Below are 23568 nucleotides of genomic sequence, written 5' to 3'. Positions count from 1 at the left end.
GGAAAAAATGAAAGATTTTTACGGATTGATAATAATTATAATGTTGCTTGGCTTGGCGGCTGAGGTCTATTTCTTGGCGAAACCGCGACGAAATTTGTCGGTAGGCGCGGCGCCGATTTTGATCGACACGTCAGTGCTTATGGACGGACGAGTGATTGAGCTAGCTAAGACTGGATTTCTGCTGGGTAAAATTATTGTGCCAAGGAGCGTATTGACAGAATTGCAATTACTAGCCGACGGTGCAGACCACGACAAGCGTGAAAGAGCGCGATTCGGTATGGATGTCGTGAAGGAGCTTAAGGATATTTTGAAGTCTTCATTCGAGCTTTACGATGACAATATTCGCGTCCCTGAAGGCGTGGATTCGCGCTTACTGAAATTGGCGAAGGAGATGGATGCGGCAGTATTGACGCTTGATTACAATTTGAATAAGGTGGCGCAAGTTGACGGCGTTAAGGTTTTGAATATCAATGAGCTGGCGAAAAGTTTGAGAATGAGCTATTTGCCTGGTGACGAGCTGGATCTGGAGCTGTCGCAGAAGGGGCAAGATTCTCATCAGGCAGTTGGCTATTTGAAAGATGGAACGATGGTGGTTGTTGAGAACGCCAAGCGCTACATTGGGCAAACGAAGAAAATTGAGATTATCCGAAGTTTGCAGACCGACGCTGGAAAAATGATGTTTGCGAAGCTTGTTGTTGAACAGAAAAAACCTGTAAAGCAGAAGACTAGCGTTCCTAAAAAGCGCACAAATGGTCGCTCAAAAACATCAGCTCAACACGAGGCTGAGCTGATTAATTTGGTAAATAAACAATAGTTTATTTAGTGAACTTGAATGCTGCCAGTTGAAGTGGCGGTGTAATATGCAGAGTCTCTTACGGTTACAGAAACTGTGTGTGCTCCTACCGTATCAAGTTCTACCGTGGCGGTCTGCTTGCCGCTTGAAGTAATTTCTGAACTCTTAATACTCTTTCCGTCCACGGTAATTTCGATTGCCGATAAGCCCCAAGTTCCTGCCGTAACATCAACGCTTATCGTATATTTCTTACCACTATTGGTGTATGATATCGCTCCAATTTGTGGCTTGGTGTCGTCGCACTTGTGAACGTCATCTTCTGCGTTTGCGTCGTAGCCTGAAGGAACGGTGATTGATTCTTTCTTAGTCAAAGGATCAATAATCTTTGTCACTTCAATTTCTTCCTTTGCGCCATCCGGAGTACAGTTTGTCGCCTTCTTCTTAGAGACTTTATCGAAGGTAATTTTCTCTGTAGACTGACTTTGTCTCTTATTCCACCATGACGGGTAGAGTTCACCGTTGACAGTCTGGATTCCGCTTGGTCGCTCATACCATTGACCTGACTTCCATTTGCCTTCTTTGGCGTAAACTTGGGTGTGGGCAAATTCCATAACGCTTCTAATCACCGGCATACCGTAGTTGGAAGCTGATGTACCAATCACGCTGGTGTCGGAGTTTCCGAGCCACATTCCCATAACCAGAGCTGGGCTGTAATTAACAATCCAGAGGTCTTTTGGCTGCGAACCCTTGTCGGATGTACCAGTCTTTGCAGAGGTTCGAACGCCATTGACGCCCATCCAGCCGTGAAGTCCAGGAGTTCGGTCGGACAAGATGTCGTTCACAATGTACGCTGATTGCGAGTCGATAACTTGCTTGCCTTCATCTTTCCATTTTTTCAGAGTTTCACCTTGGCTGTTCTTCACCTCGATAACACTTGAAATGTCTTTTTGGACTCCCATTCGCGCCAGCGTTGAGTAGGCATTTACTAATTCTGTCTGCTTGGTTCCACATGCGCCAATTGCTGCACCGAGTCCGTAACCGCCGGCATTTTCTTCCTGGCGGCAATAGTTGGTGTCGCCCATCCTGCGGATTCCCTCGACGACTGGTTTAGCGGATCCGTCGCCAACGATGTAAGCGGCTTTAATGGCTGGGACGTTTCGAGATAGAGCTAGCGCTCTTCGAATATTGATGGCACCCATAAACTTATTGTCCCAGTTTCTTAGAGTTGCGCCGTACAGTTTATCGATATTTTCATCGGCTAAGACGGTGCCGCTACCGTATGCTTGCTTGCTGTCGTGTTTGTCGAACAATTGAGCAAAGACAAGCGACTTAATCGTAGAGCCTGGCTGAATATAGGAAACTGCGGCGTTGTCCTGACCGAAGCCAGTGTAATTAAAGTCACGGCTACCAACAAGTGCTACGATTTGTCCAGTCTGAACGTCTTCGACTGTTGCGGCGCCGTTACTAATTCGCACAGAATCTGGTCGACCAGTTGCAAAGAACGATTTCATTTCATTTTCAAGTTTCTCCTGAATTCGCCAGTCGAGGGTGGTTTTAATCGTCAATCCACCGCGTCCAACGACTGATTCGCCAAGCTCTTTACTCAACTGATTGCGAACCATTAGTAAGAAGTGAGGAGCCTTAATATTCTCCAAGTGCTCGGTCTGCGGCTTTAGCGTGCTTAAAATGTCAATCTTTTTAGCTTTTTCAGCCTCATCCTTGGTAATAACGCCTTGCTCGGCCATGTAATCCAGAACTGTATGTTGTCGGGCAATCAAAGCTTTATTTCCAGCGGTGTTGTACGGATTGTAATAAGTTGGATTCTGTGGAATACCAGCAATTAACGCCGCTTCCGCCAGCGTCAGATCTTTAGCATGCTTGCCAAAATATGTCTGAGCGGCAGACTCTGCGCCGTTACGACGACCGCCGTACGGAGATTCATTCAGATATAATGACAGAATTTGGTCTTTGCTGTACATTCGCTCAACTTCAATAGCTAGGATGATTTCCTTGATCTTTCGAGGAATACCGCTAATTGATCGGTCGCCGGCCTCGTCTGCGAAGAAGACTTGCTTGACTAGCTGCTGTGTCAGAGTTGACCCACCCTGAACTTGGCGTCGTGAAGCGGTTGAGAGCATCGCGCGCAACATACCGCTAATACTGATGCCGTGGTGATTATAGAAGTTTCGGTCCTCAATTGCGACAGTGGCTTTTTTCAAATAGTCGCTAATCTGGTCAGATTCAACAACCAATTGATAATTACCTGTGCCTTTATCTTCCCAAAGCAAATTGTCATTGCGGTCATAATATTTAGTGACGGTCGTCTGGACGCGCTTAGCAAGCTCGCCAGGGCGAATTTTATCGAGGTCTTTACGGAAATAGGCGAACATTCCGCCGATAAGTAGCAACATCAACAAGATACTGACACCAAGAATTTTCAGCGCCATCAGTCCGCCGCGCTTGGAGAACCAATATTTCGCTAGTCGCTTCGGATGTAACCGATAAAAGAATCGCTTTACGGGATGTTTCGGCAAAGTCGCCAAATATTCCGCTCGTTCACGCGCGTCCTTATCTTTTTTAGTCTTATGTTTCTGCGCCAAATTGGCATATAAGTTCATCCGTTTCGACGGAGATTTCTTATCGCTTGAGCCGTGTCCGGCGGTGCTTATCGTAGTCTTTTTCTTCACAATTCTATTATATCACGCATATGTTTCGCTTCAATTGTAAAATTGCTATACTAATATATAGAAAAGGAGTGATATGAAATTATCAGAAGAATTACAATGGCGTGGATTCTGGAACCAGACCACATTTACTGACGACAAACTTATCGATTCGGAGAATTTCACGCTCTATTTGGGGACGGATCCTTCGGCGGACAGCTTGCACGTGGGTCATTTGGCAGTCTATATGATGGTTCGGCATTTTTTGGAGCGCGGACATAAAGTGTTTTTGCTCGTCGGTGGCGGCACGGGAATGATTGGCGATATGCGCGACACGGAAGAGCGAAACCTGCTTCCGTACGAGGAAATTGAGCATAACAAGCAAGCCTTAAAATCCCAAGTTTCGCGAATTTTTGCTGGACGAGATTTTACTTTGGTTGACAATGCTGATTGGCTGGCTGATCTGGAATTACTGCCGTTTCTTCGCGATATCGGTAAAAATTTCAATATGGCGGATTTGGTGAGCCGCGAATTTTTCAAGGCGCGCATTAACAACGGCAAAGGTTTGAGTTTTGCGGAGTTCACTTACACTTTACTTCAGGGCTATGATTTTTGGCATCTATTTAATCAATATGGCGTGAATATGCAAATTGGTGGATCGGATCAATGGGGTAATTTATTATCTGGCGTGGATTTGATTCGTAAAAAAGAAAACACCGAAGTCTACGCAATGACTGCACCTTTGCTTATCAATAAGTCGACTGGTCGTAAATTCGGTAAATCTGAAGGTGGCGCGGTTTGGCTTGATGAAAATAAAACCAGCGTCTATAAATTCTATCAATTCTGGCTGAATGTCGATGATGAGAGCGCGATTGAATATATGAAGATATTTACGATGTTGGACCGCGACACCATTGAAGCTATTGCTGAAAATCATGCCGTAAATCCTGGTGCTCGTTCGGCGCAGAAGGTTTTGGCTCGTGAAGTTACTGACATTGTCCACGGTAGCGCGCGTCGTGAATCTGTTGAGCGCGTAACTGAAGTTTTGTTTGGTGGCGGCGATTTTAAGAAATTGTCGAACGATGATTTAGGCGCTTTGGCTGAAGAAATTCCTTGCGTTGATGCTGGCATTGATGTGATTGAAGCGCTGGTAGAATCTGGGGCGGTTGGCTCTAATGGCGAAGCAAAGCGATTGTTAAAATCTGGAGCTATTAGCCTAAACGGAGAAAAACTTGCCGAAAATAAAGTCGTCAATGACACGTCGTTATTAAAGAAGGGTAAAAACACGTTCGTATTAATTATGGAAGGGGATGAATAATGAAGAAAATTATCGGTTTTGACTTGGACGATACGCTAGCAATTACAAAATCGCCAATTAGCGACCGTATGGCGGAGATTCTTAGTCGATTGCTTGAGAACTATGACGTTTGCGTGATTACTGGTGGCACGTTTCAGCAGATAAAGAAGCAGGTGATTGATAGATTGAATGTTACTCCGGAGTTACTTCAGAAGTTCCACGCGATGCCGACTTGCGGAACTCGATATTATCGATTTGACGCCGCTGATGATGAATGGAAAATTCAGTATGCAAACGATTTGTCTGACGAGCAAAAAACTCAGATAACTGCGGCGTTGGAAGAAGTTGCGAAGGAAATGGGCATTTGGTGCGAGAATCCTGCGGGTGAAATAATTGAAGATCGACATAGCCAGATTACTATGTCGGCTTTGGGGCAGCAAGCTACGCCTGAAGATAAATATGAGTGGGCTGAAAAATATAAGGATGTCCGTCCGATATATCGCGACAAGGTTGCGGAGAAGTTACCTGGGCTTGAAGTGCGAATTGGTGGTACGACTAGCACTGACATCACGCTTCCGGGAATTGATAAGGCTTATGGAATTGGCAGGTTGCTTAAACTGAATGGCTGGTCGAAAGAGGAGACGCTGTTCTTTGGTGACAAAATTGAAGAAGGCGGCAATGATTTTCCAGTGAAGCAAATGGGCGTAGATTCAATCGGCGTGAGAGGTTGGGAAGATACGGCTTACGCCCTGGAAGGTATCAACGCCGTTTCGTAGATGAAACTAACAACTCCTCTTGAGCAAATTAAAGGCGTCGGGCCGAAAACTGCTCAGGCTTTAGCAGCGGCCGGTCTTAAAACGATTTCCGACGCTTTGGATTTTTTGCCGCGAGCATATGACGATTATTCGACCGCGGTTAATATCGCAGATCTTCAGCCGGGAAAAGTTACTGTTAAGGCGCGCTGCGAGTCGGTTTCGACGCGTATTGTTCGGCGAGGACTTAGAATCACGACCGCGGTTTTGGCGGATAAATCAGGCAAGGTTAAGGCAGTTTGGTTTAATCAGCCTTACCGCGAAACGCAATTAAAATCTGATGCGGAATTTATTTTTTCTGGTCAATTTGGTATGCAATATAATTGCTATCAAATCAATAATCCGTCCGTCGAGTTAGCAAAAGAAGTTGCTAAGACAACGATAGAAAACGCATCTGGAATTCAGCCGATTTATAAATCGATCAAAAATCTCCGCCCAAAAACTGTGCAAGATTTGATGAAAAATATTCATCCAATTATGGATTTTTTGCCCGAGACTTTGCCGGAAAACATTATTCGGCGCCAAAAATTGGTTAGTCGTTCTGAGGCGGTTAAATTTCTTCACGCGCCAAAAACTCACGAGGAAATTTCCCGCGGTCGTGAGCGCCTGGCGTTTGAGGAGCTGTTCGAAATGATATTGGCGGCACAATTTAACAAGCAAGAACAGACTAGATTAACAGGCTGGAAAATTCCGTTTAATAAGTCGGTCGTGAAGAGTTTCGTCGATCAATTACCGTTCCCCTTGACGAATGCTCAGCGCCGAGCTGCGTGGCAAATTCTGCAAGATCTGGAGTCTGATCATCCGATGAATCGGTTATTGCAAGGAGATGTTGGCTCGGGAAAAACTGTCGTTGCGGGATTGGTGGCTGCGGAAGTGGCGAAGGATGGTTTCCAGACGGCAATTATGGCGCCGACGGAGATTTTGGCGCAGCAACATGCGAAGACGCTTGACGAGTTATTGTCGCCATTTGGTATGTCCGTTGCGCTTCTGACGGGCCACGTGAAAGGTGCGGCGCGCAGTCAATTGTTGGACAATTTGGCTAGCGGTAACATTGACGTTGTGGTCGGTACTCACGCTCTAATTCAGGAAAAGGTTGCGTATCATAAATTGGGTTTTGCGGTGATCGACGAACAGCACCGATTTGGCGTGAAGCAGCGGCAAGCTTTGTTAGAAAAGTCTGATTTTATGCCACATCTTTTAAGTATGACCGCCACGCCGATTCCGCGCAGTCTGGCGCTGACATTGTATGGAGAATTGGATATTTCTATTCTGGACGAGTTGCCCTCTGGTCGTCAGCCGATTCAGACTAAGATTTGGTCACCAGCATCAGCTCCGAAGCTTTACGAATCGATTGAAAATGAACTAGCTAAAGGTCGCCAAGCTTACGTTATTTGTCCGTTGATTGATGATAATCCAGATAATGATAAGAAATCGGTGGAGGCGGAATATAATAAATTGTCTAAGACTGTTTTCAGCCATCGTCGAGTTGGTTTGTTGCATGGAAAGCTTCCTGCCGAAGAAAAAGCTGAAGTGATGCAGAAATTTGCGGATGGTGAGCTGGATATGCTAGTCAGTACGACTGTGGTTGAGGTTGGTGTGAACGTGCCGAATGCGACGGTGATGTTGATTGAGAATGCGGACAATTTTGGATTGAGTCAATTGCATCAATTGCGCGGACGAGTTGGGCGCGGGAAGTGTCAGAGCTTTTGTTATTTGATGATGAGTGGTCACGACAAGCCGAGCCAACGACTTCGGGAGATTGAGAAGTCGCAAGACGGATTTTATTTGGCGGAGGTTGATTTGAAATTGCGTGGACCTGGCGAGATTTACGGCAAAATGCAACACGGGGATTTGAACTTGAAAATTGCCTCACTGGCGGATGCGGCACTAATTGCTCGCGCTCAAGCCGAAGCTGAACGCTTTGTCAAAGAGGGGCAAGATTTGCTACAATATAATCATCTGGCGCACGCCGTCAGTCGCTATCAGCGATTAACTGTTTTAAATTAATATGTACGCAGGAACAACAATTAGGGATAGCTCTGGTCGATTTATTGGCGTCCACCAAAAAATAGATCGAGTCGCAAGGAGAAATATAGAACCAATTCTTCCGGATTGGTGTGATTTTCCTGACATTAAAAATATTCTTCATTTTGAGGGCAAGAATGGCCCTGATGGCGTTAAACGAAAAAGTCCAGCCGTGGACGAACCGTGGCACTTTATAAATCCGGACGATCCAAATGACACTGCACTTTTGGAGATGATTGACGGGCATATTGGCAATTTAGCCGAGGCGCTGCGAACAAATAATTCCGAGCGAGCAGCATTTGAGGCGGCTTGGATGGCACACGCGATTACCGACGGTTTGACTCCGGCTCATCATTTTCCTCTGGAGCAGGCTATGGCGGAACTTCGCGGCGGTGAAGGGTTGGAGACGCGAACCTCAATTTTGAAGAAAAATCTCATGAAGGGCGATAATGGAATTGAACTGATTAAGAACAACTGGAAATTCTGGGGCGCCAAAGGTATGATGACGACGCACGTGGCGTTTGAGGCTGGCGTAGCTAGCGTGGTGGCATATCCACGTTTTAAGGACGCAATTCCGAGTAACGATGAGATATTGCAAGTTAAAAATCACGGCTATCGTGAGTATTATTTGAGCCAAGTTCACGCCGTGACATCGATGAAAATGTATGACAATTTTAGTAAGAGTGGTTGGACGACGGACCTTGCTTGGCAGACAAATCACGAGCTGATGCCGATTATTATAAAGTCGGTGATGTTGGGCTGGCTGGCGTCTATTTGGAAACTTGAGGCAGAAAAAAGTGAGAGTTAGGATTGTCTCTGGCGAATTTGGTGGGCGATTCATAAAAACTCCGTCCGGCTCAACTACACATCCTATGGGTGAGCGAGTACGTTCAGCTATGTTCAATTCTTTAGGTGGATCGATACGCGGCGCGCGGGTTTTGGATGCTTTTGCGGGGTCTGGTGCTGTTGGACTAGAGGCATTAAGTCGCGGCGCAGAGTCGGTGGTTTTCGTGGAGCGAGATCGAGTCGCTCAGCGAGTAATTGCTGAAAACATAAGCATTTTGGGCGTCGAAGAAAAATCTATTGTAATAAAAACAACGATAATAAATTGGCTAGAAAGTGCGAGTTCAACAGGGGAGTTCGATATTATTTTTGCCGATCCGCCGTACCACAATCCACAGTTTTCCACAGTTTCCAAGTTAATGAGACTACTCAAACCGGGTGGAACTATGATATTATCACATCCAGGAATAGGTGAGGTGCCAGTTCAAGACAAAACTGTTGTGGTGGACAGTCGTAGTTATGGGGAGGCGCACCTCACCAAGTTCCTACGATTGGAAAATTAAATTCTTATAAGTCGTTCTGATGTTTGTCAGGACGATTTTTGTTGTATAGCAAAACCCGCTGGAAGTAGAGAGCCAGCGGGTTTTTCTGTTTGAAGAGGTTGGCAATCTGAAATTGATGACCTCTTGTAGACAGAACAACTACACTGACTGCATTGAAAGATATAGCTCAATCCGACTCAATAGCGAGAATTATAGGAGTGACGGAGATTAGCTAGAACAATCAAAGCAAATATGTCAGAAAGTGATCTTTAACAATTAGGGCATCAATAAACTATTAGCGGCTGTGTCGGTGGGTGCGTCTCGTGAGTATCTATAAATTTAAGAAAAGCCGCCACCCACTAACTCAGTCGCTAAGCGAACAATAAAGGAGAAATAAAATGAAAAATAATACAAAAAATATCAACGAATCAAAAAAGAATAATATCAACTGGAAGCAATTGCTTGAAAAAGCTAAATCAATCTTATTAATTATCATGATTACTGCCGCTATAGCATTTTACGCGGGTATTCAATATCAGATCAATAAGACAGAGGAAGTGGATAATAAGGTCCGTCAAGCAACACTACAGTTAAAAAAGTAACTCGGAAGTCCGCAGCTATTTCCGAGATAGATAAAAGCGCTGCAAGGACAGATCCGAAAGTCGAACCAACCGTGCCGCAACCAAAATCAGTTGCGGTATCGGGCTGCGAATTGGTTCGACGGGAGCTGTCAAAATATTCAGGATGGGATGTTAGTCTAATGCTAGCTATCGCTAAGGCTGAGAATAGAAGCTGTAATCCGCTTAATCATAATCTTACCAACTCTGAAAATCACGGAGTATGTGTTGGTAGCTATGGTGTATTGCAGGTTGGCTGTCTGCATTTTCAACCTCACGATGATAGAAACGACACCGCAACAGTTGTAAGAGTTGCTTATCGAGTTTGGCGGTCTCAAGGCTATAAAGCGTGGACTACATATCGCACAGGGGCGTATAAGGAGAATCTATAATGGCTGATAAGCAAAGTTTACTAGCTGGAGTGAAGCTAGAGTATGAAAGACTAGAAAGTGAAGACTACTTAATAAAGCGTCTTCGCAATTGGCGCAATCGTATGCGTCGTAAACAAAAGGGCAAACAGTAATGTATATAAGAGCAACTCACAAGAAGTTTGACTTAGATAGCATTAAGTCTGTAGCCACTTGTCCAGAGTGTAAATCTAAGCACCTCATGATATCCAGAGGAAGACTCACTTGTCGTAATTGTGGTACTGAGATAGGCAGACTTGGTAAGACTAATAAATATGGTGCTAAGCGCACTGAGATGAATGGCAAGATATACGATTCAAAGTTTGAAGCACAAGTAGCCGCCGAGCTAGAAATCGAAAAGAATCTCGGCCAGATAAAAGACTATGACACTCAATACAGAATAGAAGGTTGGGTCTATGACGAAAACGGCAATCCAGCATTCCCATATCGTCACAAAGTAGACTTTAGAATACATAATCTAGACGGATCATTCACTTTACGCGAAGCAAAAGGCGTAGAAACTGATGACTATAAATGGCGTCGTAAGATCCTAGAAAAGGTGTGGTTACCAGCCCACCCTGAATATACATATGAAGTCGTATATCAGAAGAGTAGCAAGCGTTATAAGCGAAAAGGAGCGTCTAGATGATAACTCAAAGAAAGAAAGCAGTACTTGCACTATGGAGGCTATATAAAGCCATGAGCAATACTGTAGACTCACTCATAATCAACAGAGAAGATATACCTTCTGCTGATCAATGGATAAATGACTTAGAGTCTGACATGAAGGTAGTTAAAGAGTGGATTAGCGCACTATCTGACAATTATTAAATAGTCTGGTGCCCAGATCTGCGTTTGTACCATTGGCGTAGAAATTTGTAAAGTGTGTGGTTAAATGACTAGACTCCATAAAGTCTCCTACTTAATCAAAAATCTAGTAACAGCCAGACTTTTCTTCCCATAAAACAATGTAATACATCCATTACAAGGAGAAGTGATATATGAAAAAACCAGTAGCAGAAGTAAATATTAAGATATCTAGTGAAAATGGTCATTACAAAGCCAACACTTTCGTCAGTATAGACTCTGACGATGTAGAGGCTACTCTTGCTACACTAGAAGCTTTAGGCGATTTATCAGGAAAAATTATCAATGAAAAATCAAAGGAACTCGTAAAGAATATCTTTGAGGGTATTGTACCAGATGACGAGCTAGAGAAACTTATTACAGATATTGAGAAAACACAATGTTCACACTAATTTGGATACTATTTGTGATGTTTATTCTTATTCTTGTAGCTATCTCAGAGTACAACATAGCTAAGCAAGACGAAGAATGGATGAAGGAGGAAAAATGGAAAAAGAAGTAAAACCTTATTATGAGGACGACTACCAGTCATTAGATGAAGTCGACACAGCAGATTTGTTAGAAATGAAAGAGGGTGCATTAAACGACTTAAACGAAAGTGAACGCACTATTCATCGTATAAATCAGATATTAGCTAGCCGTGCAATTTACGCCACGCAATTGGAGCTATTTTAAGGAGAGATATGAAACGTTATAAACTACTTAAAGATTTACCAACGTTCAAAGCTGGAGGTTTATTCTATATATCTGAATATGGTGCTTTGGTCTATGATGATGGCGGTTTTGGTGTTATGGCTTACGCCCAATCGACGCTTGAAAAGTTCCCGAATATCCTCACAGAGTGGTTCGAGGAAATAAAAGAACCGACAAACAGTAGTAACTGGAAGCCTCAGCGAGGTGATAAGATTTGGTATCTTGATGAGAATGGCAATACTAATTTTACATATTTTGATGAAGATGACTCATATCATCTTAGCCGTTTTGAGTTTGGTAATACCTATCGTACCTCAGGCGAGTGTGAGCTAGCACGCGAACGAAGATTAGCCAAAGTTAGACTACAACGAACCTCAGATTTTAATCCAGACTTTGAGAGCGGGAATGGCGGCTATGCTGTTTTTTATAACTATTTATATAGAAAATTATATTCTATGCCAGCTTGTCGCACCGATGTTGGCGAACCAGTGCGCTATGCGACAGAGGAAGACGCTGAGAAATCTATCAAAGAAAATGAGCGAGACTGGAAGATTTATTTTGGAATTAAGGAGGAAAAATGAAAGAGTTTAGTATTCCAGTAAAAATAACCTTAGACTGTTATTTATCAGTGAAAGCCAGCAATCAAGATGAAGCTTATGAAATTGCCGATGACACCATGTACTGGGCATACCAAAATGGCGCACCAGAGCAACACAAGGACTTATCTATCCTAGACTGTGAGATAGCAGTGGATGGTGAAGATATAGATTTAGACGAGTGGAGAGACCCGTCCGATACAAATGAAAGCTAAATGTATCCTACGGGGGTAAGGAGGAAACAATGTCAGGAACCAAGCAGGGCGGACTAAAAGCCGCTCAGAAAAACTTAGCAAGCAACCCTAACTTCTATGCTGAAATCGGACGAAAAGGTGGCTCTGCTACATTTGCAAGTCACGGAAGTTATAAGGGATTCGCACAAGATATTGAATGCGATTGCGACCTAATTGACGGTCCTCACTTTGTAAAAAAGTGTGCTGGTAAAAAGGGCGGTCGTATAAGCAAACGAAAGTAAAACGGGTATAAATCGTACCCAGTTGAAAACCATATTCGACACTTGTCGAAATTGGTTTAGAACATTAACAATTCAAGCACAGAATGCTGGCGATAAGGTGGTCCTTTTCATGGTTATGACAAACCAGAAACCGTTGCAACGGCACCGCAAGAGCACAAAGAGGGAAAACCCGAGTATACGTATCGTGTCTTTGAAAAATGCTCTGTCGCTAGCAACCTGTGCTTGAACGAACATTAACATCAACCGTAGAACTGGACAGATGACTATTTTTGCCCACCCGAGTCATCTGTTCAACTGGCAACATCAGTGTCTAGACTTTTCATTTGTCTATAGAATTGAGTGCAGGTGGAAATCGGCTCAATCTGGTGTTGTCAACTGGCAACATCAAACCTTAAAGTAATTAACTCACTTAATGATATACAAATTGGTGTTGTCAACTGGCTATATAAGTGGCGGAATAGGTAAAGATTAACTGACAGCTTAGACTAAGCCTCGTATGAAAATACGACCCCTGGGATGAAAGCAAAAAGCCGCATAATGTAAAATAGGGAAAAGTCAGTTGCGTAACTGTGATGTGACTTTACGAAACCTAATTCCCTCACATTCGAGGAAATTAAAACTCGGCAAATCATCACCTTATATAGCCACTCTGGTAACGTGTTCGGGGTGCGAGGGCGGTGCGAGCAATCAGCCGCTTAGCGTACCACGTTGTCGACCTTACAGGTTGCCAGCACCAGTTCTGCGGTTGAACCTTAGAAAGGAAATCAATGAAACAAATCACAGTCATAGACGCTAGCAGCGATATCAAAAACAAACTCCCAAAAGAATACAGAAACACGAAAGTGAGGTTCTTTCAGTACAGTCTAGATGCGTTTTATTATAAAAATGATGACATATCTATTCTCGCCGATTGTGAACATGTAGGGGGCGACAATTGTTATCCTCAAGAGTTGCTATACGAAGAGACCGTTGAAGAGTTATTCAACAGTAATGACTGGAGTATGTTTATTGTATTCGACAAACGTAAGGATGACAAAGATGAATGATAAAATATCAAAACTAGAACTATTTTCTGGAATAATTTTTATATTTACAATTGCTCTTGCTTGTTTAATTGTTATTGCGGCAATCTAAATGGACAGGCAAATCAGAGAAACACAAGGATGAAGAAGATGGACTATAAATTATCGAAAACAGAGATGTTTCTGGAAATAGTTTTAATAGCAGCAATTGTTGTTGGTTTCGTATTAATTGGTTGGATAACTATAGTTGACATGAGTGAAGACAGGCAAAGAACAGAAACTAAGGCTCGATGTAAAACAATTGGTGGCGAGACGGGCTATTTGAAATGTTACAAGGATGGAAGAGAAATATGAAAAAACTAGAAAAGATAGACTACTTACAGGAAAATCACTTGCGTGAGTGGATAAAAACTCATGCAAAAGTAGAGCAGGAGTTGTCAGATGCTCATGACCTTTTCTGCGAATGCGGACACCTAGCAACTGGGGCTCATGAATCTGGCTGCCGCAAACTCAGAAATAAAATCATGAGCGAGACGATAAAACGACTAGCTCATCTGTTACCTGACGGGAAGGAAATCTAATGTATATCCCAATAATCACATTCCCCCAATCAGTAGCAAGGTCTGTATTGAAGAATTTCGTGAGGGATATTATTGCTTTTGACGAAAAGCCACGCTCTAATCGTGCCAAAATAGAGTGTATAGATTGGTATTGTGAACTACTGAGTCTTTTAATTGAGGAGGAACAATTAAACGCTGTCGCAGGACAATTATCGATTATTCTTGAAACCACGGATGACAAACACCTTCGTAAAGCACTGAAAGATAGCGTAAAGCATAACGCCGATGCTCGTAAGGCTTTATATAAGAAGCAATGTGCGTTTAAGCGGAAAAATAAGGAGAAAAATAATGACACTAGATGACATTCTATTCGCGCAATATCAACTCGGCCGAGAACATGAAGCCATGGTTCAACGTGGCGAGAAGCGCAAAGTTGGCGGTGAAATCACTGAAGCGAAGAAGCAGATTCAGAAACTGTTAGAAAAAGAGTATGTCCGTGGCATTAATTCTGCATCGGACATGGTTACTGAGCTTGAGAAAAAGATAACAGAAAATAGACCACCAGACATAATCGATCTGATGCAGTCTACTCAAAGATTATTCGGAGGTGCTGCTCCAAATTTTACTTACATAGGCAGAAACAATATCCTATATAAAATTGAAGAAGTATATAAGGTTGGAGATGCTGTAAAATGTGTAGGGAAAGAAGATGGAAAAGGTGAGATTGTAGTAGAGGAGAAGCATGAAAATCTATAACGTAGAACGCAAGGAAGCGTATGATCCAGACACGGAACCTAGCAAGATAGATGACGATGATTTGCAATATCTAGATAAAAAAGACTACGAGTATATTATCTGTAGTTATGCTCAGGATATGTGGTCGGGCGAAGGTGCGGCAGTCCTTAAAGATATAAATGGTAAGTTTATGTTTATAGAATTAGGTCATTGTAGCTGCTATGGTCCGCTAGAAGAGCGTAATCCGAAATGCATCTATTCACTAGAAGAAATAATTAAGTTGTTAGATAAGCATTGCAAGGATACTTATGGTGGATACGCCAAAGCTGTTGCTGAAAAACTTAAGGAATTGGAAGGAGGAATAAATAATGAAACAGGATACTACAACTATAGTCTGCGATAAGTGTGGAAGAACCATAAAATCTCGTGGTGCATATGGATTTGCTCATCAATGTAGCGGATATGTAAGAGAAATAAACAAGCGGTTCAAAAATGCTATTATGTTTGCAAGTACTCGAGAGGAGGTTCGCAAAGCATGTGAGGCGCATGACTATGCTAACGCTCTATACAATCCAGAGCATAAGTATATTAGAAATAATGATATATAAAAGATATTTTTGGAGAAAGTTATGCATAAAAATACTATAGTAGGCTTTCGGCCGTCAGGTAGATTGCATTTAGGGCATTATGTCAGCGTGATAAAGCCAGCAATAGAATACAAGGCAGATATCCTGATAGCTAAACATCACGCGCCACTGTCAGAACCTGAATATGAGGAGCAAGCGTTGAGCGTACTCAGAATGTTCAAGTTGAGTAGTCAAGTTGTTGAGCAAAAATTGGATGTCGCCTTACTAGCTAAGCTGCTAGCCGTAACACCTAGCCACTTACTGAATGCCATGCCACAATATAAGGCTAAAGAAAAGACCGCGCTAATGTACGTATATCCAGTGATGATGGCTCTAGATATTGCAGGCTACGATAGAGTAATTGTTGGCGAAGATCAGCGTCCTCATATCGAATTCGCAAGAGACATCCTGCCGCGTGTTGGCTTGAAATGCCCAGATCCAATTTATACAAAATCCAAGATTATGGACTTAAGACATCCTGATCGTAAGATGAGTAAGTCTGAGCCAAAGTCGTGTTTATTCCTAGATGATGAAGATTATGAGCGCAAGATCATGAAGGCGGTCACTGACGTCAAAGGACTATCAAATTTGAGAAACATATACATAGAGTTGGGTGGTCGGTCTGATATTGAAAATATGAGTAACTACGATCTAAAGCGAGCGATTGTAGAATTATATAAAAGTCTCAATAATTCCTAGAAGATTAAGCTAAAAAGAGACCGCTTTACGCGATCTCTTTCGCTACAACGGTTCAGGTTGGAGCTATTTAATAATAGCCCAACCAAACCGTTATTTCAAGTTTAATTTCTTAAATTCTTTAACAATAATTATGCGAAGATAAGCACTAACGGTCAATCCATGCTCGTCTGCAAGTTTTTGTAATTTAACTTTATCTTCTGGGGAAACCTTAACTTGTATATACTCTGTTTTTAGTGCTTTACTCATAGAAAAATTATACCATCTATTGTAAATCCTCTACTTTGATCTTCCCATTCGCAAAATCATGAGCTATTTTGTCTAGAAGCCGATTGCTGCCGTCTAATACAATACCACGTCCACATTTCAATTCGTTATTATCTGTCACGCCAATCCAAATGCCTTTTTTGGAAAGTTTACGATTCGTATAGTCATCTGTAATATTCCGCGTAATATCACCAGCACAATATAAAGTTGGCTCGTTGTAGATTTTTGCAGCTTTTGCAAGATTAATAAATTTCATTTTCTTACTCCCTTTATTTAGTTGAACCGTTGTAGCTAGAGGGTTGTGCTGTCGCGCCTTAGTTATTTTTGCGCCGCTTCTTATCTAACTGTCCTCAGTATAGCAAAAGGTATTTACAATGTCAATACTTTTTGTAAAGATTTTTGATATTTTATTAATATGATATAATTTAATTAACTCACAAGACGCAGGCGACTAGCGAGGATGTTGGTTATGTCCAAAACTACAGCCAAAAGCAAGCCTAAGTCTTCTAAAAAGCCGCCTACAAAAACACCTAAAAAGAACGGGCGTCCTACGAAATATTCCGATAAGCTAGCGGATAGAATATGTCAGAAAATAGCAGAAGGCTATTCAGTACGATCTATATGCAAAGAAAAAGATATAGTCTCTATGCAGACACTTTTTCGATGGTTACGAGAAAATGATAAGTTTCGTGAGCAATACGCGCAAGCATGTAAAGAACGATCATACGCGCAAGCTGAAGAAATTATTGAAATTGCAGATAACGCTACTAACGACTACATGGAGAAGTTGGAAGGCGATGGATATATATTCAATAGCGAAAATGTTCAGAGGTCACGTTTAAGAATTGACACACGCAAGTGGCTGATGTCTAAGATGAATCCAAAAGTTTATGGCGACAAGCTGGATATGACTACAAACGGTAATGACATAGGAGTAGCTCTAAGTGCAAAACAAGCAGAGCAACTACTTAAAGCCAGAGCAGACCGTCGGGATTCTTAGAGAAATTGCAGATAACGGCTCTTTTGCCGAATACTGCATTGCTATAGATCCAAAGTACCAACTAGAGTGGTTCCATGCCGAGATTGCTAAAGAGTTGGAGCAAGGATATCGTCGGTTGCTAGCTGGCGAAGATGTCCGATTGATGATTTTTATGCCGCCGCGCCACGGCAAAAGCGATACAGCCACGCAGAAATTCCCGTCATGGGTGTTAGGAAAAAGCCCGAATATTCCAATCGTAGTCTCATCTTACTCTGCAGAGCTTGCGTCAGATTTTGGTCAAAAAACTAGGGACATAATGCAATCCGCTACTTACACTAAGATGTTTTCTACACGCTTACGAGCCGACGCTAGAGCAAAAGGTCGCTGGATTACAAAGCAAGGCGGTGGCTACACTGCCGTTGGCGTTGGCGGTGCATTGACGGGTCGTGGATTCAAAATTGGTATTATCGACGATCCATTCAAGAACCGTGAAGAAGCAGATAGCCCAGTAATCCGCGAAGCACGCGACGGCTGGTATAAGTCAACCTTCTCAACACGTGAGGAAGGTAATTCAATGATCGTATTTATTCTTACGCGCTGGCACGACGATGACCTAGCAGGCCGAGTTCTCAAAGCCTCACGAGAAGCTAAGGCTAGAGGTGAAGCATACGATGATTGGAAGATAATCGAGTATAAAGCTATCGCCACTGAAGACGACGAGCACCGTAAAACTGGCGAGGCTCTCTGGCCAGAGAAGTTTTCACTTGAGAAGCTATTAAAAAAACGGGCAGAAATGGGTAGTTATGAATTCTCAGCGCTCTATCAGCAGAACCCAATTGATGAAGAGAATCGCAAATTTAAGGAAGCATGGTACAAATATCGCGAGTTCAGCAACGTCTTACAGCTTGACACGTACAACGTTATGACGATTGACCCGAGAGGCACAGACGATGTAAAGCAAGGCACTGACTACATTGGCGTAACCCTTAACTTTATCGACCGAGAGGGCAAATGGAATGTAATATGCTATCGCACAAAACTATCCGCGACCGACCTTGTCGACCTCATGTTTACAAACTGGAAGAGATACAACCTACACAAGATCGGAATTGAAGACAACCAATTTACTCAAGCCTTGAAGTCTGTTTGGGATGAAGAGATGATGCGCCGCGGAGTTTATCTAGACGTTGAATTATTGAAGCATGGCGGACACAGTAAAGCATTGAGAATTGAAGCGCTAGTGCCACGATATGAACGCGGAGGAATTTATCATATAAGACATGGCGACGCTAACTTATGCAAAGACTTAGAGCTTGAACTGAGTATGTTTCCTAAAGCAACCAATGACGACGCGAGCGACTCTCTAGCATATCAAGTACAACTAGCTCAGCGACCAGAAGATGACGTAGGATCAGTCTCATACAATCAATCATTAGCAGATAGCGACTTAACAGCAATGTGGAATTAATTAGGGGGAATATGAAAAAATTTGTGCCAGAATTTGGAAAAGTCAAAGAGCAACAGCAGCTAGACGATAAGACGTCTGTAGTAGTTGAAAACAGTTATCAAAATCACACTGTTATAGCAACTAAGCTACACTATGAAGAACGTTTTCGAGTTGCATCTATGGCAGAAGCACGTGATAAGGTTGATGAGCTAACACTAAGGATTGAAAACGACGACAGTCTTATCAATCCGTCAATCCGTTATGATGGCCGCGCTAGAATATCATACAAAGGATCATTTGATGTCGTGTTTGAATATACCAAAATTAAGCAGGTAAAATGATTATTTTCACAACTGATTAAAAATGTGATATAATACAAGCGTAAACCACTGAAACAAACCAGAGTTTACTGAAACAACAGTAATCTTTGGAGTAATCAGTGGCTTTCTCTTTTTTAACAGAAGAAAACATTTTAGATCTATGTAGCGCCTCAAAAGACTATACAGAAAAACTTACGCAGCCTTTTGAGGAGTATTCCCGTCTTGCCAGAAATAAGCCACACGCTAAAATACCTAAAGCTTTTCCTAAAACTACAGACGGTACAGCAGCTTCAATTATCATTAAGTCTGCACGCCGTGCCGTCCAACAATTGCCGACTGGCGTAGTCTCTACTTCTGATGAGTACAGTCCATGGCCAATAATTGCTGAATTTGTTTACTTAGAAAAAATCCTACCTAACGCCAACGCCGAATATGACCTGATCCATAAAGTGTGGATAACTATTGAAAATGGTGAGTCGTTTGGGTCGCAATGTGTCTTTACGCCAGTAGCTTACAACGATGACGAGCTACTTCCAGACTATTTAATCGTTTCATGGCGTGATGTATTTATTCAACCTGGCAAAAGATCTGCTAGTGACAGCGACTATTTATTTGTACGCACGTGGTGGCAAAAGACTGACGTAGACAAGCTTATTGATGCCGAAAAAGAACGACGCCGCACTGCCAAAAAAGAGGGTGCACTATACGAACCAACTTGGGATTTGAAGGCACTAGAAGAAATAAAAGAAGCTATTGTCGCTAAAGATTCTAAAGACCAGAGCGAAGCAGAGCAACAGTACTCACTTGATCCATCAGGTATTGAAATTATAACTGGTTTTCAAATTGGTCATAACGCAACCTTCTTTACCTTCAACCCAGCCACTAAAAAGATTGTACGACGTAAGAAAAATAAAGACCCAAGGGCTAAGATACCCTTAAACTGGTATTTTTATGACGCCGATGGGGTCAATCCTCTGGGCCGTAGCGTCTTAGAGCTAATTGGTCCTCTACAGAACCTGATCGATAGCGATATGCAGGCTTATCAATACAACCGTGCCGCCGCATTGCGTCCAACTATTAACGTATACGGCGATGTAAACGAGCGAACCCTTGAATTCAAGCCAAACGGTCTTAACAAAATTAAGAACCCGAATGTACGTATTGAAGCGATGTCTGTAGATACTTCAGCAATCCGCGACTATCCGAACTTATACGGCTTGCAGAAGTCTCAGATGCTCAACCTGGTCAATAGTCCAGACACTTCAATTAGCGCAGAGGTTGGCAATCCAGGATTCGGTAAAACACCACAAGCGCTCAAGACTCAACAGGCTCAATTGTCTATTGACGACAACGCATTACGTAAAGGATTTGAAGCATTCTTTGAGGAGTGGAGCGAAACGGCTATTAACTTGTATTTTGCAGAGCGTGAAGGTGTAGAAATAATCCAACTAGACACAGACACTGCACAGAGATTGCGAGACCTAGAAGCAAAAGGTCATGTACTAGATGGTGTAGTCCTAGATGACGATAATAAGGCAACTGTAGACTTCTCAAAAGCTAAGGGCGTACTGAAGTTTAAGATTGACGCGTCAACAACGAAAGTAAACAGCGAAGCGGCACAGCTAGATTCTCTGAAGACATTGATTCAGACGCTAGATTCTAGCCAATCACTGAACCAAGTAGTACCAGTAGATAAGAAACTAGCTGCATGGAACGCTATTGTTGCCAACTCTGGTATTGATGGATTGGACGAGCTAAAGGTTACAGAAGAAGAAATGAAAGAAATGCAGGAGGCGCAAACTCAAGCCGCGGTCCCTGCTACCGATGAAACAGCTACAGCCGAGACGGAACAGCCCGCAGAAGACGAGGCTCAGGTTGCTGAAGTCCCAGTAGAGCCACAAGAAGATATAGAGCCAAGTATTGTAGATGAATTACGACAGATAGGTACACCAGAAAACCTAATTGCTGAAGTACCAAGCATGATTCAAAAAGGATTTACAGAAGAGGAAATAATCGCATCGATTATGGGAGTTATCCAAAAGGAGGGTGAATAATGGACGAAAATCTATATCCGCGTAGTACAGAATATTACCAGCCAAATGAGGAAGAAGACAAGAGGGTAGAGGAGGCTAAACAAGCCGAGATCAATGCTATTAAGCAAGATATGAATAAGTTGCAAAAGGTACTTGACCGTTGGGACGAGCGCATTACCTTCTACAAGTCTACTGACGCTATACCAGAAGAAGTAATTACAGATAAAGAGAAGCTAGCTATTTATATATCGGCAAACAAACGTATTGTAGAGATTTTAAGAGAGGAGAGGAGCTTCTTAGAAAGTGTAATTGACCAAGCGGCGTAGTAAGGTACTCTGCTTTGGTTAGCTATCCTCGCTATTGGCTAACCAAAGGAGCGCATCTCACGCAACCCAGGTTCGTCACCTGCAATCGACGCTTAAACAATCTAATGAGAAGGAGGGGTACTGTGCCGTCAGACGCAGAAAACCAAGAAGTCGTTAATACAGAGGTAGAGCAAGAGTCTACCCACGCTGAGTCGACGCCAGCTGAAACACAAAACTCTGAGGCTTCTTCAGAGCCAGAAACCAAAGCAGTTATCTCAGATAGCGGCGAGGTGGTACATGTCAAAGTCGATAAGTCTAAGGAAGAAAGCAAAGACGCTGATTCTGATGACGAGTCAGACGAAGACAGGAAGCCGAAACGGGGCAAAGAGGCGCGCCGTGAACAACTAGAACGCGACTTAGAGGAGGATAACCGAGTCATTCGCGAATTAGTTGCTAAACGGAACGAAACTAGAGCTTATCGCCAGCAATTGGAGCTTGACGCACAGAACGAAAGCACATTTCAACCTGTACAGCCACAGCCACAACAATTGCCAACAATAGATCAGATTATGGAGATGGAGAATCCAGAGACTGGTGACTTCTTCACAGAATTTGAAGCTAAGGCGGTATTGCAGAACCTACAGTTGCAGCAGCGACTAGATAATATGCAACAAGCTCAGGAGGAAGTGGCTTATAAAGCCCAAGTCGAAACATCAAGAAGTGATTTGTCGTATAAGGCAAATATGGCGCTCAGGGATTTCCCAGAGTTTGATCCAGAATCTGATCAATACGATGAACATCTTGATAACGCCGTAAACGGGTATCTGCAAAGTGTACTTGTTTACGACCAAAACGGCAAAGTCATTGGCTCAAGTACAGATATATATCAATTATATAAGTCATTCCACAAAGACGGTGAAACACCTAAGCAACGCGCTGTGATTAATGACGCTGGTGATTTCCGCGGAGGCGGCACTAGGATCGTTAAACCATTCGCCAAGCTTACTACAGAAGAGAAGGAAGAATATCTCCGTCGACAAGGACATGATATTTAAGAAAGGTTAATAACATGGCAACAAACACAACCGCAACGCTTTCTGCCGAGATGATCCAATACCTGGAGGAAAAATTCTTGGAGCGAAGCGAAGCCCGCACAATTCACCTAGAAGGTGCTAAAAAGAAAACTCTAGGAAAAAACTCTGGTACAACAGTTACCTTTACAAAACGATCACCATTTGGCTTGGCTACAACGCCATTGACAGAAGGTGAAAACCCACAAGACGAAGCTATCCGAAGCAACAAAGTCGTTGCTACTCTACGTGGCTACGGTAAGTGGACTAAAATCTCAAGCATGCTGTACAACACTTCAATCGACCGCGAGATGAAAGAGACGATTGAAACTATGGGTCAAAATGCAGGCGAAACAATCGACGCATTGGTCCGTGACGTATTGCATCAGGGTGCTACAGTACAGTTTGCAAATAAGAAAACTGCATTGAACACCATTACTGCCGACGATATCCTGACGGTAGCAGAAATCCGCAAGGCCGTACGTACATTGAAGAAAAACAACGCAATCCCATACGCAGACGGATTCTTCATTGGTAAGGTTGGTCCAGATACTGCATACAACATTACTGGTGATACAGCTTGGATTGACGCTCAGAAGTACACTGGCCGTGCAGAACTATACAAGGGTGAACTAGGTCGCTTGCACAAAGTCCGCTTTATCGAAGCATCAAGCAACCAGAAGGATGAGACAAGTACAACAACTGTCTACTCAAACTTCATTCACGGTCAAGAAGCATTCGGCGTTGTCGACTTAGCTGGTAGCGGCTTGAAGAAAATTATCATCAAGCAGTCAGACAAGGGTGATACATCTAACCCACTCAACCAGTTTATGACCATTGGTTGGAAGGCTGAGGCATTTGCGTCAGCAATCCTTGATCCAAAGTGGATTATCAACGTTAAGACTGGTGCTAAAGACTAGTATTTAATAACAGTAAGG

At 42.9% G+C, this 23568-nt stretch carries 35 protein-coding genes; 32 read left to right on the top strand and 3 right to left on the bottom strand.

Going from position 1 to position 23568, the window contains the following annotated elements:
* Positions 1-7: 7 nt before the first annotated feature.
* The gene (locus LRM47_RS00840; RefSeq protein ID WP_243822447.1) at positions 8-814 is read left to right on the top strand and encodes a PIN/TRAM domain-containing protein; all 807 of its coding nucleotides are present in this window, start codon (positions 8-10) and stop codon (positions 812-814) included.
* 5 nt (positions 815-819) lie between these two features.
* Here LRM47_RS00840 and LRM47_RS00835 read toward each other — a convergent pair whose 3' ends face one another.
* A complete protein-coding gene (locus tag LRM47_RS00835; protein WP_243822446.1) occupies positions 820-3480 on the bottom strand; it encodes a transglycosylase domain-containing protein in 2661 nt (886 codons plus the stop codon).
* 73 nt (positions 3481-3553) lie between these two features.
* Here LRM47_RS00835 and tyrS point away from each other — a divergent pair, with 73 nt between their 5' ends.
* The 24 genes from tyrS to LRM47_RS00730 all read left to right on the top strand — a co-directional run bounded on the left by tyrS (position 3554) and on the right by LRM47_RS00730 (position 16212).
* A complete protein-coding gene (tyrS, locus tag LRM47_RS00830; protein ID WP_243822445.1) occupies positions 3554-4774 on the top strand; it encodes a tyrosine--tRNA ligase in 1221 nt (406 codons plus the stop codon).
* On the top strand, positions 4774-5529 hold the full coding sequence (locus LRM47_RS00825; protein WP_243822444.1) for an HAD-IIB family hydrolase: 756 nt from the start codon (positions 4774-4776) through the stop codon (positions 5527-5529). The genes tyrS and LRM47_RS00825 overlap by 1 nt, the downstream gene beginning before the upstream one ends.
* Positions 5530-7572 (top strand): ATP-dependent DNA helicase RecG, encoded by a 2043-nt coding sequence (gene recG / locus LRM47_RS00820; protein ID WP_243822443.1) that lies wholly within the window; start codon positions 5530-5532, stop codon positions 7570-7572.
* A gap of 1 nt (position 7573) precedes the next feature.
* Positions 7574-8398 (top strand): phospholipase C/P1 nuclease family protein, encoded by an 825-nt coding sequence (locus LRM47_RS00815; protein ID WP_243822442.1) that lies wholly within the window; start codon positions 7574-7576, stop codon positions 8396-8398.
* On the top strand, positions 8388-8936 hold the full coding sequence (rsmD, locus tag LRM47_RS00810) for a 16S rRNA (guanine(966)-N(2))-methyltransferase RsmD (RefSeq protein ID WP_243822441.1): 549 nt from the start codon (positions 8388-8390) through the stop codon (positions 8934-8936). Before LRM47_RS00815 ends, rsmD begins: the two co-directional genes overlap by 11 nt.
* Positions 8937-9313: 377 nt before the next feature.
* Entirely contained in the window at positions 9314-9517 is a 204-nt protein-coding gene (locus LRM47_RS00805) for a hypothetical protein (RefSeq protein ID WP_243822440.1), read from the top strand.
* Between the two features lie 71 nt (positions 9518-9588).
* Positions 9589-9924 carry a hypothetical protein gene (locus tag LRM47_RS00800; protein WP_243822439.1) on the top strand — a complete coding sequence of 112 codons (336 nt, stop codon included), beginning with the start codon at positions 9589-9591 and terminating at the stop codon, positions 9922-9924.
* Positions 9924-10055 carry a hypothetical protein gene (locus tag LRM47_RS04140; RefSeq protein ID WP_275973392.1) on the top strand — a complete coding sequence of 44 codons (132 nt, stop codon included), beginning with the start codon at positions 9924-9926 and terminating at the stop codon, positions 10053-10055. Before LRM47_RS00800 ends, LRM47_RS04140 begins: the two co-directional genes overlap by 1 nt.
* Positions 10055-10588: a DUF1064 domain-containing protein gene (locus tag LRM47_RS00795; RefSeq protein WP_243822438.1), complete on the top strand. Its 534-nt coding sequence runs from the start codon at positions 10055-10057 to the stop codon at positions 10586-10588. Before LRM47_RS04140 ends, LRM47_RS00795 begins: the two co-directional genes overlap by 1 nt.
* Before the next feature lie 50 nt (positions 10589-10638).
* Complete coding sequence (locus LRM47_RS04135) at positions 10639-10770, top strand: hypothetical protein (protein WP_275973391.1); 132 nt, start codon at positions 10639-10641, stop codon at positions 10768-10770.
* Between the two features lie 170 nt (positions 10771-10940).
* Positions 10941-11198, top strand: coding sequence for a hypothetical protein (locus tag LRM47_RS00790; RefSeq protein ID WP_243822437.1), 258 nt, complete (start codon positions 10941-10943; stop codon positions 11196-11198).
* Positions 11186-11308, top strand: a complete 123-nt coding sequence (locus tag LRM47_RS04130; protein ID WP_275973390.1) for a hypothetical protein — start codon at positions 11186-11188, stop codon at positions 11306-11308. The genes LRM47_RS00790 and LRM47_RS04130 overlap by 13 nt, the downstream gene beginning before the upstream one ends.
* Positions 11293-11481, top strand: a complete 189-nt coding sequence (locus LRM47_RS00785; protein ID WP_243822436.1) for a hypothetical protein — start codon at positions 11293-11295, stop codon at positions 11479-11481. Before LRM47_RS04130 ends, LRM47_RS00785 begins: the two co-directional genes overlap by 16 nt.
* A gap of 8 nt (positions 11482-11489) precedes the next feature.
* Positions 11490-12080, top strand: a complete 591-nt coding sequence (locus tag LRM47_RS00780) for a hypothetical protein (protein WP_243822435.1) — start codon at positions 11490-11492, stop codon at positions 12078-12080.
* The gene (locus LRM47_RS00775; protein ID WP_243822434.1) at positions 12077-12310 is read left to right on the top strand and encodes a hypothetical protein; all 234 of its coding nucleotides are present in this window, start codon (positions 12077-12079) and stop codon (positions 12308-12310) included. Before LRM47_RS00780 ends, LRM47_RS00775 begins: the two co-directional genes overlap by 4 nt.
* A gap of 29 nt (positions 12311-12339) precedes the next feature.
* Entirely contained in the window at positions 12340-12570 is a 231-nt protein-coding gene (locus tag LRM47_RS00770) for a con-10 family general stress protein (protein WP_243822433.1), read from the top strand.
* Between the two features lie 767 nt (positions 12571-13337).
* Positions 13338-13616: a hypothetical protein gene (locus LRM47_RS00765; protein WP_243822432.1), complete on the top strand. Its 279-nt coding sequence runs from the start codon at positions 13338-13340 to the stop codon at positions 13614-13616.
* 117 nt (positions 13617-13733) lie between these two features.
* A complete protein-coding gene (locus LRM47_RS00760) occupies positions 13734-13946 on the top strand; it encodes a hypothetical protein (RefSeq protein WP_243822431.1) in 213 nt (70 codons plus the stop codon).
* The gene (locus LRM47_RS00755; protein WP_243822430.1) at positions 13943-14173 is read left to right on the top strand and encodes a hypothetical protein; all 231 of its coding nucleotides are present in this window, start codon (positions 13943-13945) and stop codon (positions 14171-14173) included. Before LRM47_RS00760 ends, LRM47_RS00755 begins: the two co-directional genes overlap by 4 nt.
* Positions 14173-14514 carry a hypothetical protein gene (locus LRM47_RS00750; protein ID WP_243822429.1) on the top strand — a complete coding sequence of 114 codons (342 nt, stop codon included), beginning with the start codon at positions 14173-14175 and terminating at the stop codon, positions 14512-14514. Before LRM47_RS00755 ends, LRM47_RS00750 begins: the two co-directional genes overlap by 1 nt.
* Positions 14501-14908 (top strand): hypothetical protein, encoded by a 408-nt coding sequence (locus LRM47_RS00745; protein ID WP_243822428.1) that lies wholly within the window; start codon positions 14501-14503, stop codon positions 14906-14908. The genes LRM47_RS00750 and LRM47_RS00745 overlap by 14 nt, the downstream gene beginning before the upstream one ends.
* Positions 14895-15290 carry a hypothetical protein gene (locus tag LRM47_RS00740; RefSeq protein ID WP_243822427.1) on the top strand — a complete coding sequence of 132 codons (396 nt, stop codon included), beginning with the start codon at positions 14895-14897 and terminating at the stop codon, positions 15288-15290. The genes LRM47_RS00745 and LRM47_RS00740 overlap by 14 nt, the downstream gene beginning before the upstream one ends.
* Complete coding sequence (locus LRM47_RS00735; RefSeq protein WP_243822426.1) at positions 15256-15495, top strand: hypothetical protein; 240 nt, start codon at positions 15256-15258, stop codon at positions 15493-15495. Before LRM47_RS00740 ends, LRM47_RS00735 begins: the two co-directional genes overlap by 35 nt.
* A gap of 21 nt (positions 15496-15516) precedes the next feature.
* Positions 15517-16212: a nucleotidyl transferase family protein gene (locus tag LRM47_RS00730; RefSeq protein ID WP_243822425.1), complete on the top strand. Its 696-nt coding sequence runs from the start codon at positions 15517-15519 to the stop codon at positions 16210-16212.
* 90 nt (positions 16213-16302) lie between these two features.
* Here LRM47_RS00730 and LRM47_RS00725 read toward each other — a convergent pair whose 3' ends face one another.
* Both LRM47_RS00725 and LRM47_RS00720 read right to left on the bottom strand, forming a co-directional pair.
* Positions 16303-16458, bottom strand: coding sequence for a plasmid mobilization protein (locus tag LRM47_RS00725; protein ID WP_243822424.1), 156 nt, complete (start codon positions 16456-16458; stop codon positions 16303-16305).
* 16 nt (positions 16459-16474) lie between these two features.
* Positions 16475-16732 carry a hypothetical protein gene (locus LRM47_RS00720; protein ID WP_243822423.1) on the bottom strand — a complete coding sequence of 86 codons (258 nt, stop codon included), beginning with the start codon at positions 16730-16732 and terminating at the stop codon, positions 16475-16477.
* A gap of 213 nt (positions 16733-16945) precedes the next feature.
* Between LRM47_RS00720 and LRM47_RS00715 the strand changes: the two genes are divergently transcribed.
* The 7 genes from LRM47_RS00715 (at position 16946) to LRM47_RS00685 (ending at position 23550) form a co-directional block, all read left to right on the top strand.
* A complete protein-coding gene (locus LRM47_RS00715; protein ID WP_243822422.1) occupies positions 16946-17476 on the top strand; it encodes a terminase small subunit-like protein in 531 nt (176 codons plus the stop codon).
* On the top strand, positions 17421-18923 hold the full coding sequence (locus LRM47_RS00710) for a terminase large subunit domain-containing protein (RefSeq protein ID WP_243822421.1): 1503 nt from the start codon (positions 17421-17423) through the stop codon (positions 18921-18923). The genes LRM47_RS00715 and LRM47_RS00710 overlap by 56 nt, the downstream gene beginning before the upstream one ends.
* Before the next feature lie 11 nt (positions 18924-18934).
* Complete coding sequence (locus LRM47_RS00705) at positions 18935-19243, top strand: hypothetical protein (protein WP_243822420.1); 309 nt, start codon at positions 18935-18937, stop codon at positions 19241-19243.
* Positions 19244-19341: 98 nt separating this feature from the next.
* Positions 19342-21276, top strand: coding sequence for a hypothetical protein (locus tag LRM47_RS00700; RefSeq protein ID WP_243822419.1), 1935 nt, complete (start codon positions 19342-19344; stop codon positions 21274-21276).
* Positions 21276-21581, top strand: coding sequence for a hypothetical protein (locus tag LRM47_RS00695; RefSeq protein ID WP_243822418.1), 306 nt, complete (start codon positions 21276-21278; stop codon positions 21579-21581). The genes LRM47_RS00700 and LRM47_RS00695 overlap by 1 nt, the downstream gene beginning before the upstream one ends.
* Positions 21582-21703: 122 nt before the next feature.
* On the top strand, positions 21704-22615 hold the full coding sequence (locus LRM47_RS00690; RefSeq protein WP_243822417.1) for a hypothetical protein: 912 nt from the start codon (positions 21704-21706) through the stop codon (positions 22613-22615).
* A 14-nt stretch (positions 22616-22629) separates the two neighbouring features.
* Positions 22630-23550 carry a N4-gp56 family major capsid protein gene (locus LRM47_RS00685; RefSeq protein ID WP_243822416.1) on the top strand — a complete coding sequence of 307 codons (921 nt, stop codon included), beginning with the start codon at positions 22630-22632 and terminating at the stop codon, positions 23548-23550.
* Positions 23551-23568 lie beyond the last annotated feature (18 nt).

This window comes from Candidatus Nanosynbacter sp. TM7-076, assembly GCF_022828325.1.
In the GTDB taxonomy this organism is placed as follows: Bacteria; Patescibacteriota; Saccharimonadia; order Saccharimonadales; family Saccharimonadaceae; genus Nanosynbacter.
Note: the sequence above shows the minus strand (reverse complement) of the source record. Positions and strands in the feature narration are given on the sequence as shown.

Coding starts and splice junctions, on each gene's coding strand:
- LRM47_RS00735 (WP_243822426.1), top strand. CDS start 15,256: ATGAAACAGGATACTACAACTATAGTCTGCGATAAGTGTGGAAGAACC.
- LRM47_RS00755 (WP_243822430.1), top strand. CDS start 13,943: ATGAAAAAACTAGAAAAGATAGACTACTTACAGGAAAATCACTTGCGT.
- LRM47_RS00750 (WP_243822429.1), top strand. CDS start 14,173: ATGTATATCCCAATAATCACATTCCCCCAATCAGTAGCAAGGTCTGTA.
- recG (WP_243822443.1), top strand. CDS start 5,530: ATGAAACTAACAACTCCTCTTGAGCAAATTAAAGGCGTCGGGCCGAAA.
- tyrS (WP_243822445.1), top strand. CDS start 3,554: ATGAAATTATCAGAAGAATTACAATGGCGTGGATTCTGGAACCAGACC.
- LRM47_RS00775 (WP_243822434.1), top strand. CDS start 12,077: ATGAAAGAGTTTAGTATTCCAGTAAAAATAACCTTAGACTGTTATTTA.
- LRM47_RS00725 (WP_243822424.1), bottom strand. CDS start 16,458: ATGAGTAAAGCACTAAAAACAGAGTATATACAAGTTAAGGTTTCCCCA.
- LRM47_RS00795 (WP_243822438.1), top strand. CDS start 10,055: ATGTATATAAGAGCAACTCACAAGAAGTTTGACTTAGATAGCATTAAG.
- LRM47_RS00770 (WP_243822433.1), top strand. CDS start 12,340: ATGTCAGGAACCAAGCAGGGCGGACTAAAAGCCGCTCAGAAAAACTTA.
- LRM47_RS04135 (WP_275973391.1), top strand. CDS start 10,639: ATGAGCAATACTGTAGACTCACTCATAATCAACAGAGAAGATATACCT.
- LRM47_RS00840 (WP_243822447.1), top strand. CDS start 8: ATGAAAGATTTTTACGGATTGATAATAATTATAATGTTGCTTGGCTTG.
- LRM47_RS00785 (WP_243822436.1), top strand. CDS start 11,293: ATGGAAAAAGAAGTAAAACCTTATTATGAGGACGACTACCAGTCATTA.
- LRM47_RS00720 (WP_243822423.1), bottom strand. CDS start 16,732: ATGAAATTTATTAATCTTGCAAAAGCTGCAAAAATCTACAACGAGCCA.
- LRM47_RS00760 (WP_243822431.1), top strand. CDS start 13,734: ATGAAGAAGATGGACTATAAATTATCGAAAACAGAGATGTTTCTGGAA.
- LRM47_RS00805 (WP_243822440.1), top strand. CDS start 9,314: ATGAAAAATAATACAAAAAATATCAACGAATCAAAAAAGAATAATATC.
- LRM47_RS00715 (WP_243822422.1), top strand. CDS start 16,946: ATGTCCAAAACTACAGCCAAAAGCAAGCCTAAGTCTTCTAAAAAGCCG.
- LRM47_RS00790 (WP_243822437.1), top strand. CDS start 10,941: ATGAAAAAACCAGTAGCAGAAGTAAATATTAAGATATCTAGTGAAAAT.
- LRM47_RS00815 (WP_243822442.1), top strand. CDS start 7,574: ATGTACGCAGGAACAACAATTAGGGATAGCTCTGGTCGATTTATTGGC.
- LRM47_RS00740 (WP_243822427.1), top strand. CDS start 14,895: ATGAAAATCTATAACGTAGAACGCAAGGAAGCGTATGATCCAGACACG.
- LRM47_RS00685 (WP_243822416.1), top strand. CDS start 22,630: ATGGCAACAAACACAACCGCAACGCTTTCTGCCGAGATGATCCAATAC.
- LRM47_RS04140 (WP_275973392.1), top strand. CDS start 9,924: ATGGCTGATAAGCAAAGTTTACTAGCTGGAGTGAAGCTAGAGTATGAA.
- LRM47_RS00765 (WP_243822432.1), top strand. CDS start 13,338: ATGAAACAAATCACAGTCATAGACGCTAGCAGCGATATCAAAAACAAA.
- LRM47_RS00705 (WP_243822420.1), top strand. CDS start 18,935: ATGAAAAAATTTGTGCCAGAATTTGGAAAAGTCAAAGAGCAACAGCAG.
- LRM47_RS00745 (WP_243822428.1), top strand. CDS start 14,501: ATGACACTAGATGACATTCTATTCGCGCAATATCAACTCGGCCGAGAA.
- LRM47_RS00695 (WP_243822418.1), top strand. CDS start 21,276: ATGGACGAAAATCTATATCCGCGTAGTACAGAATATTACCAGCCAAAT.
- LRM47_RS00730 (WP_243822425.1), top strand. CDS start 15,517: ATGCATAAAAATACTATAGTAGGCTTTCGGCCGTCAGGTAGATTGCAT.
- LRM47_RS00825 (WP_243822444.1), top strand. CDS start 4,774: ATGAAGAAAATTATCGGTTTTGACTTGGACGATACGCTAGCAATTACA.
- LRM47_RS00780 (WP_243822435.1), top strand. CDS start 11,490: ATGAAACGTTATAAACTACTTAAAGATTTACCAACGTTCAAAGCTGGA.
- LRM47_RS04130 (WP_275973390.1), top strand. CDS start 11,186: ATGTTCACACTAATTTGGATACTATTTGTGATGTTTATTCTTATTCTT.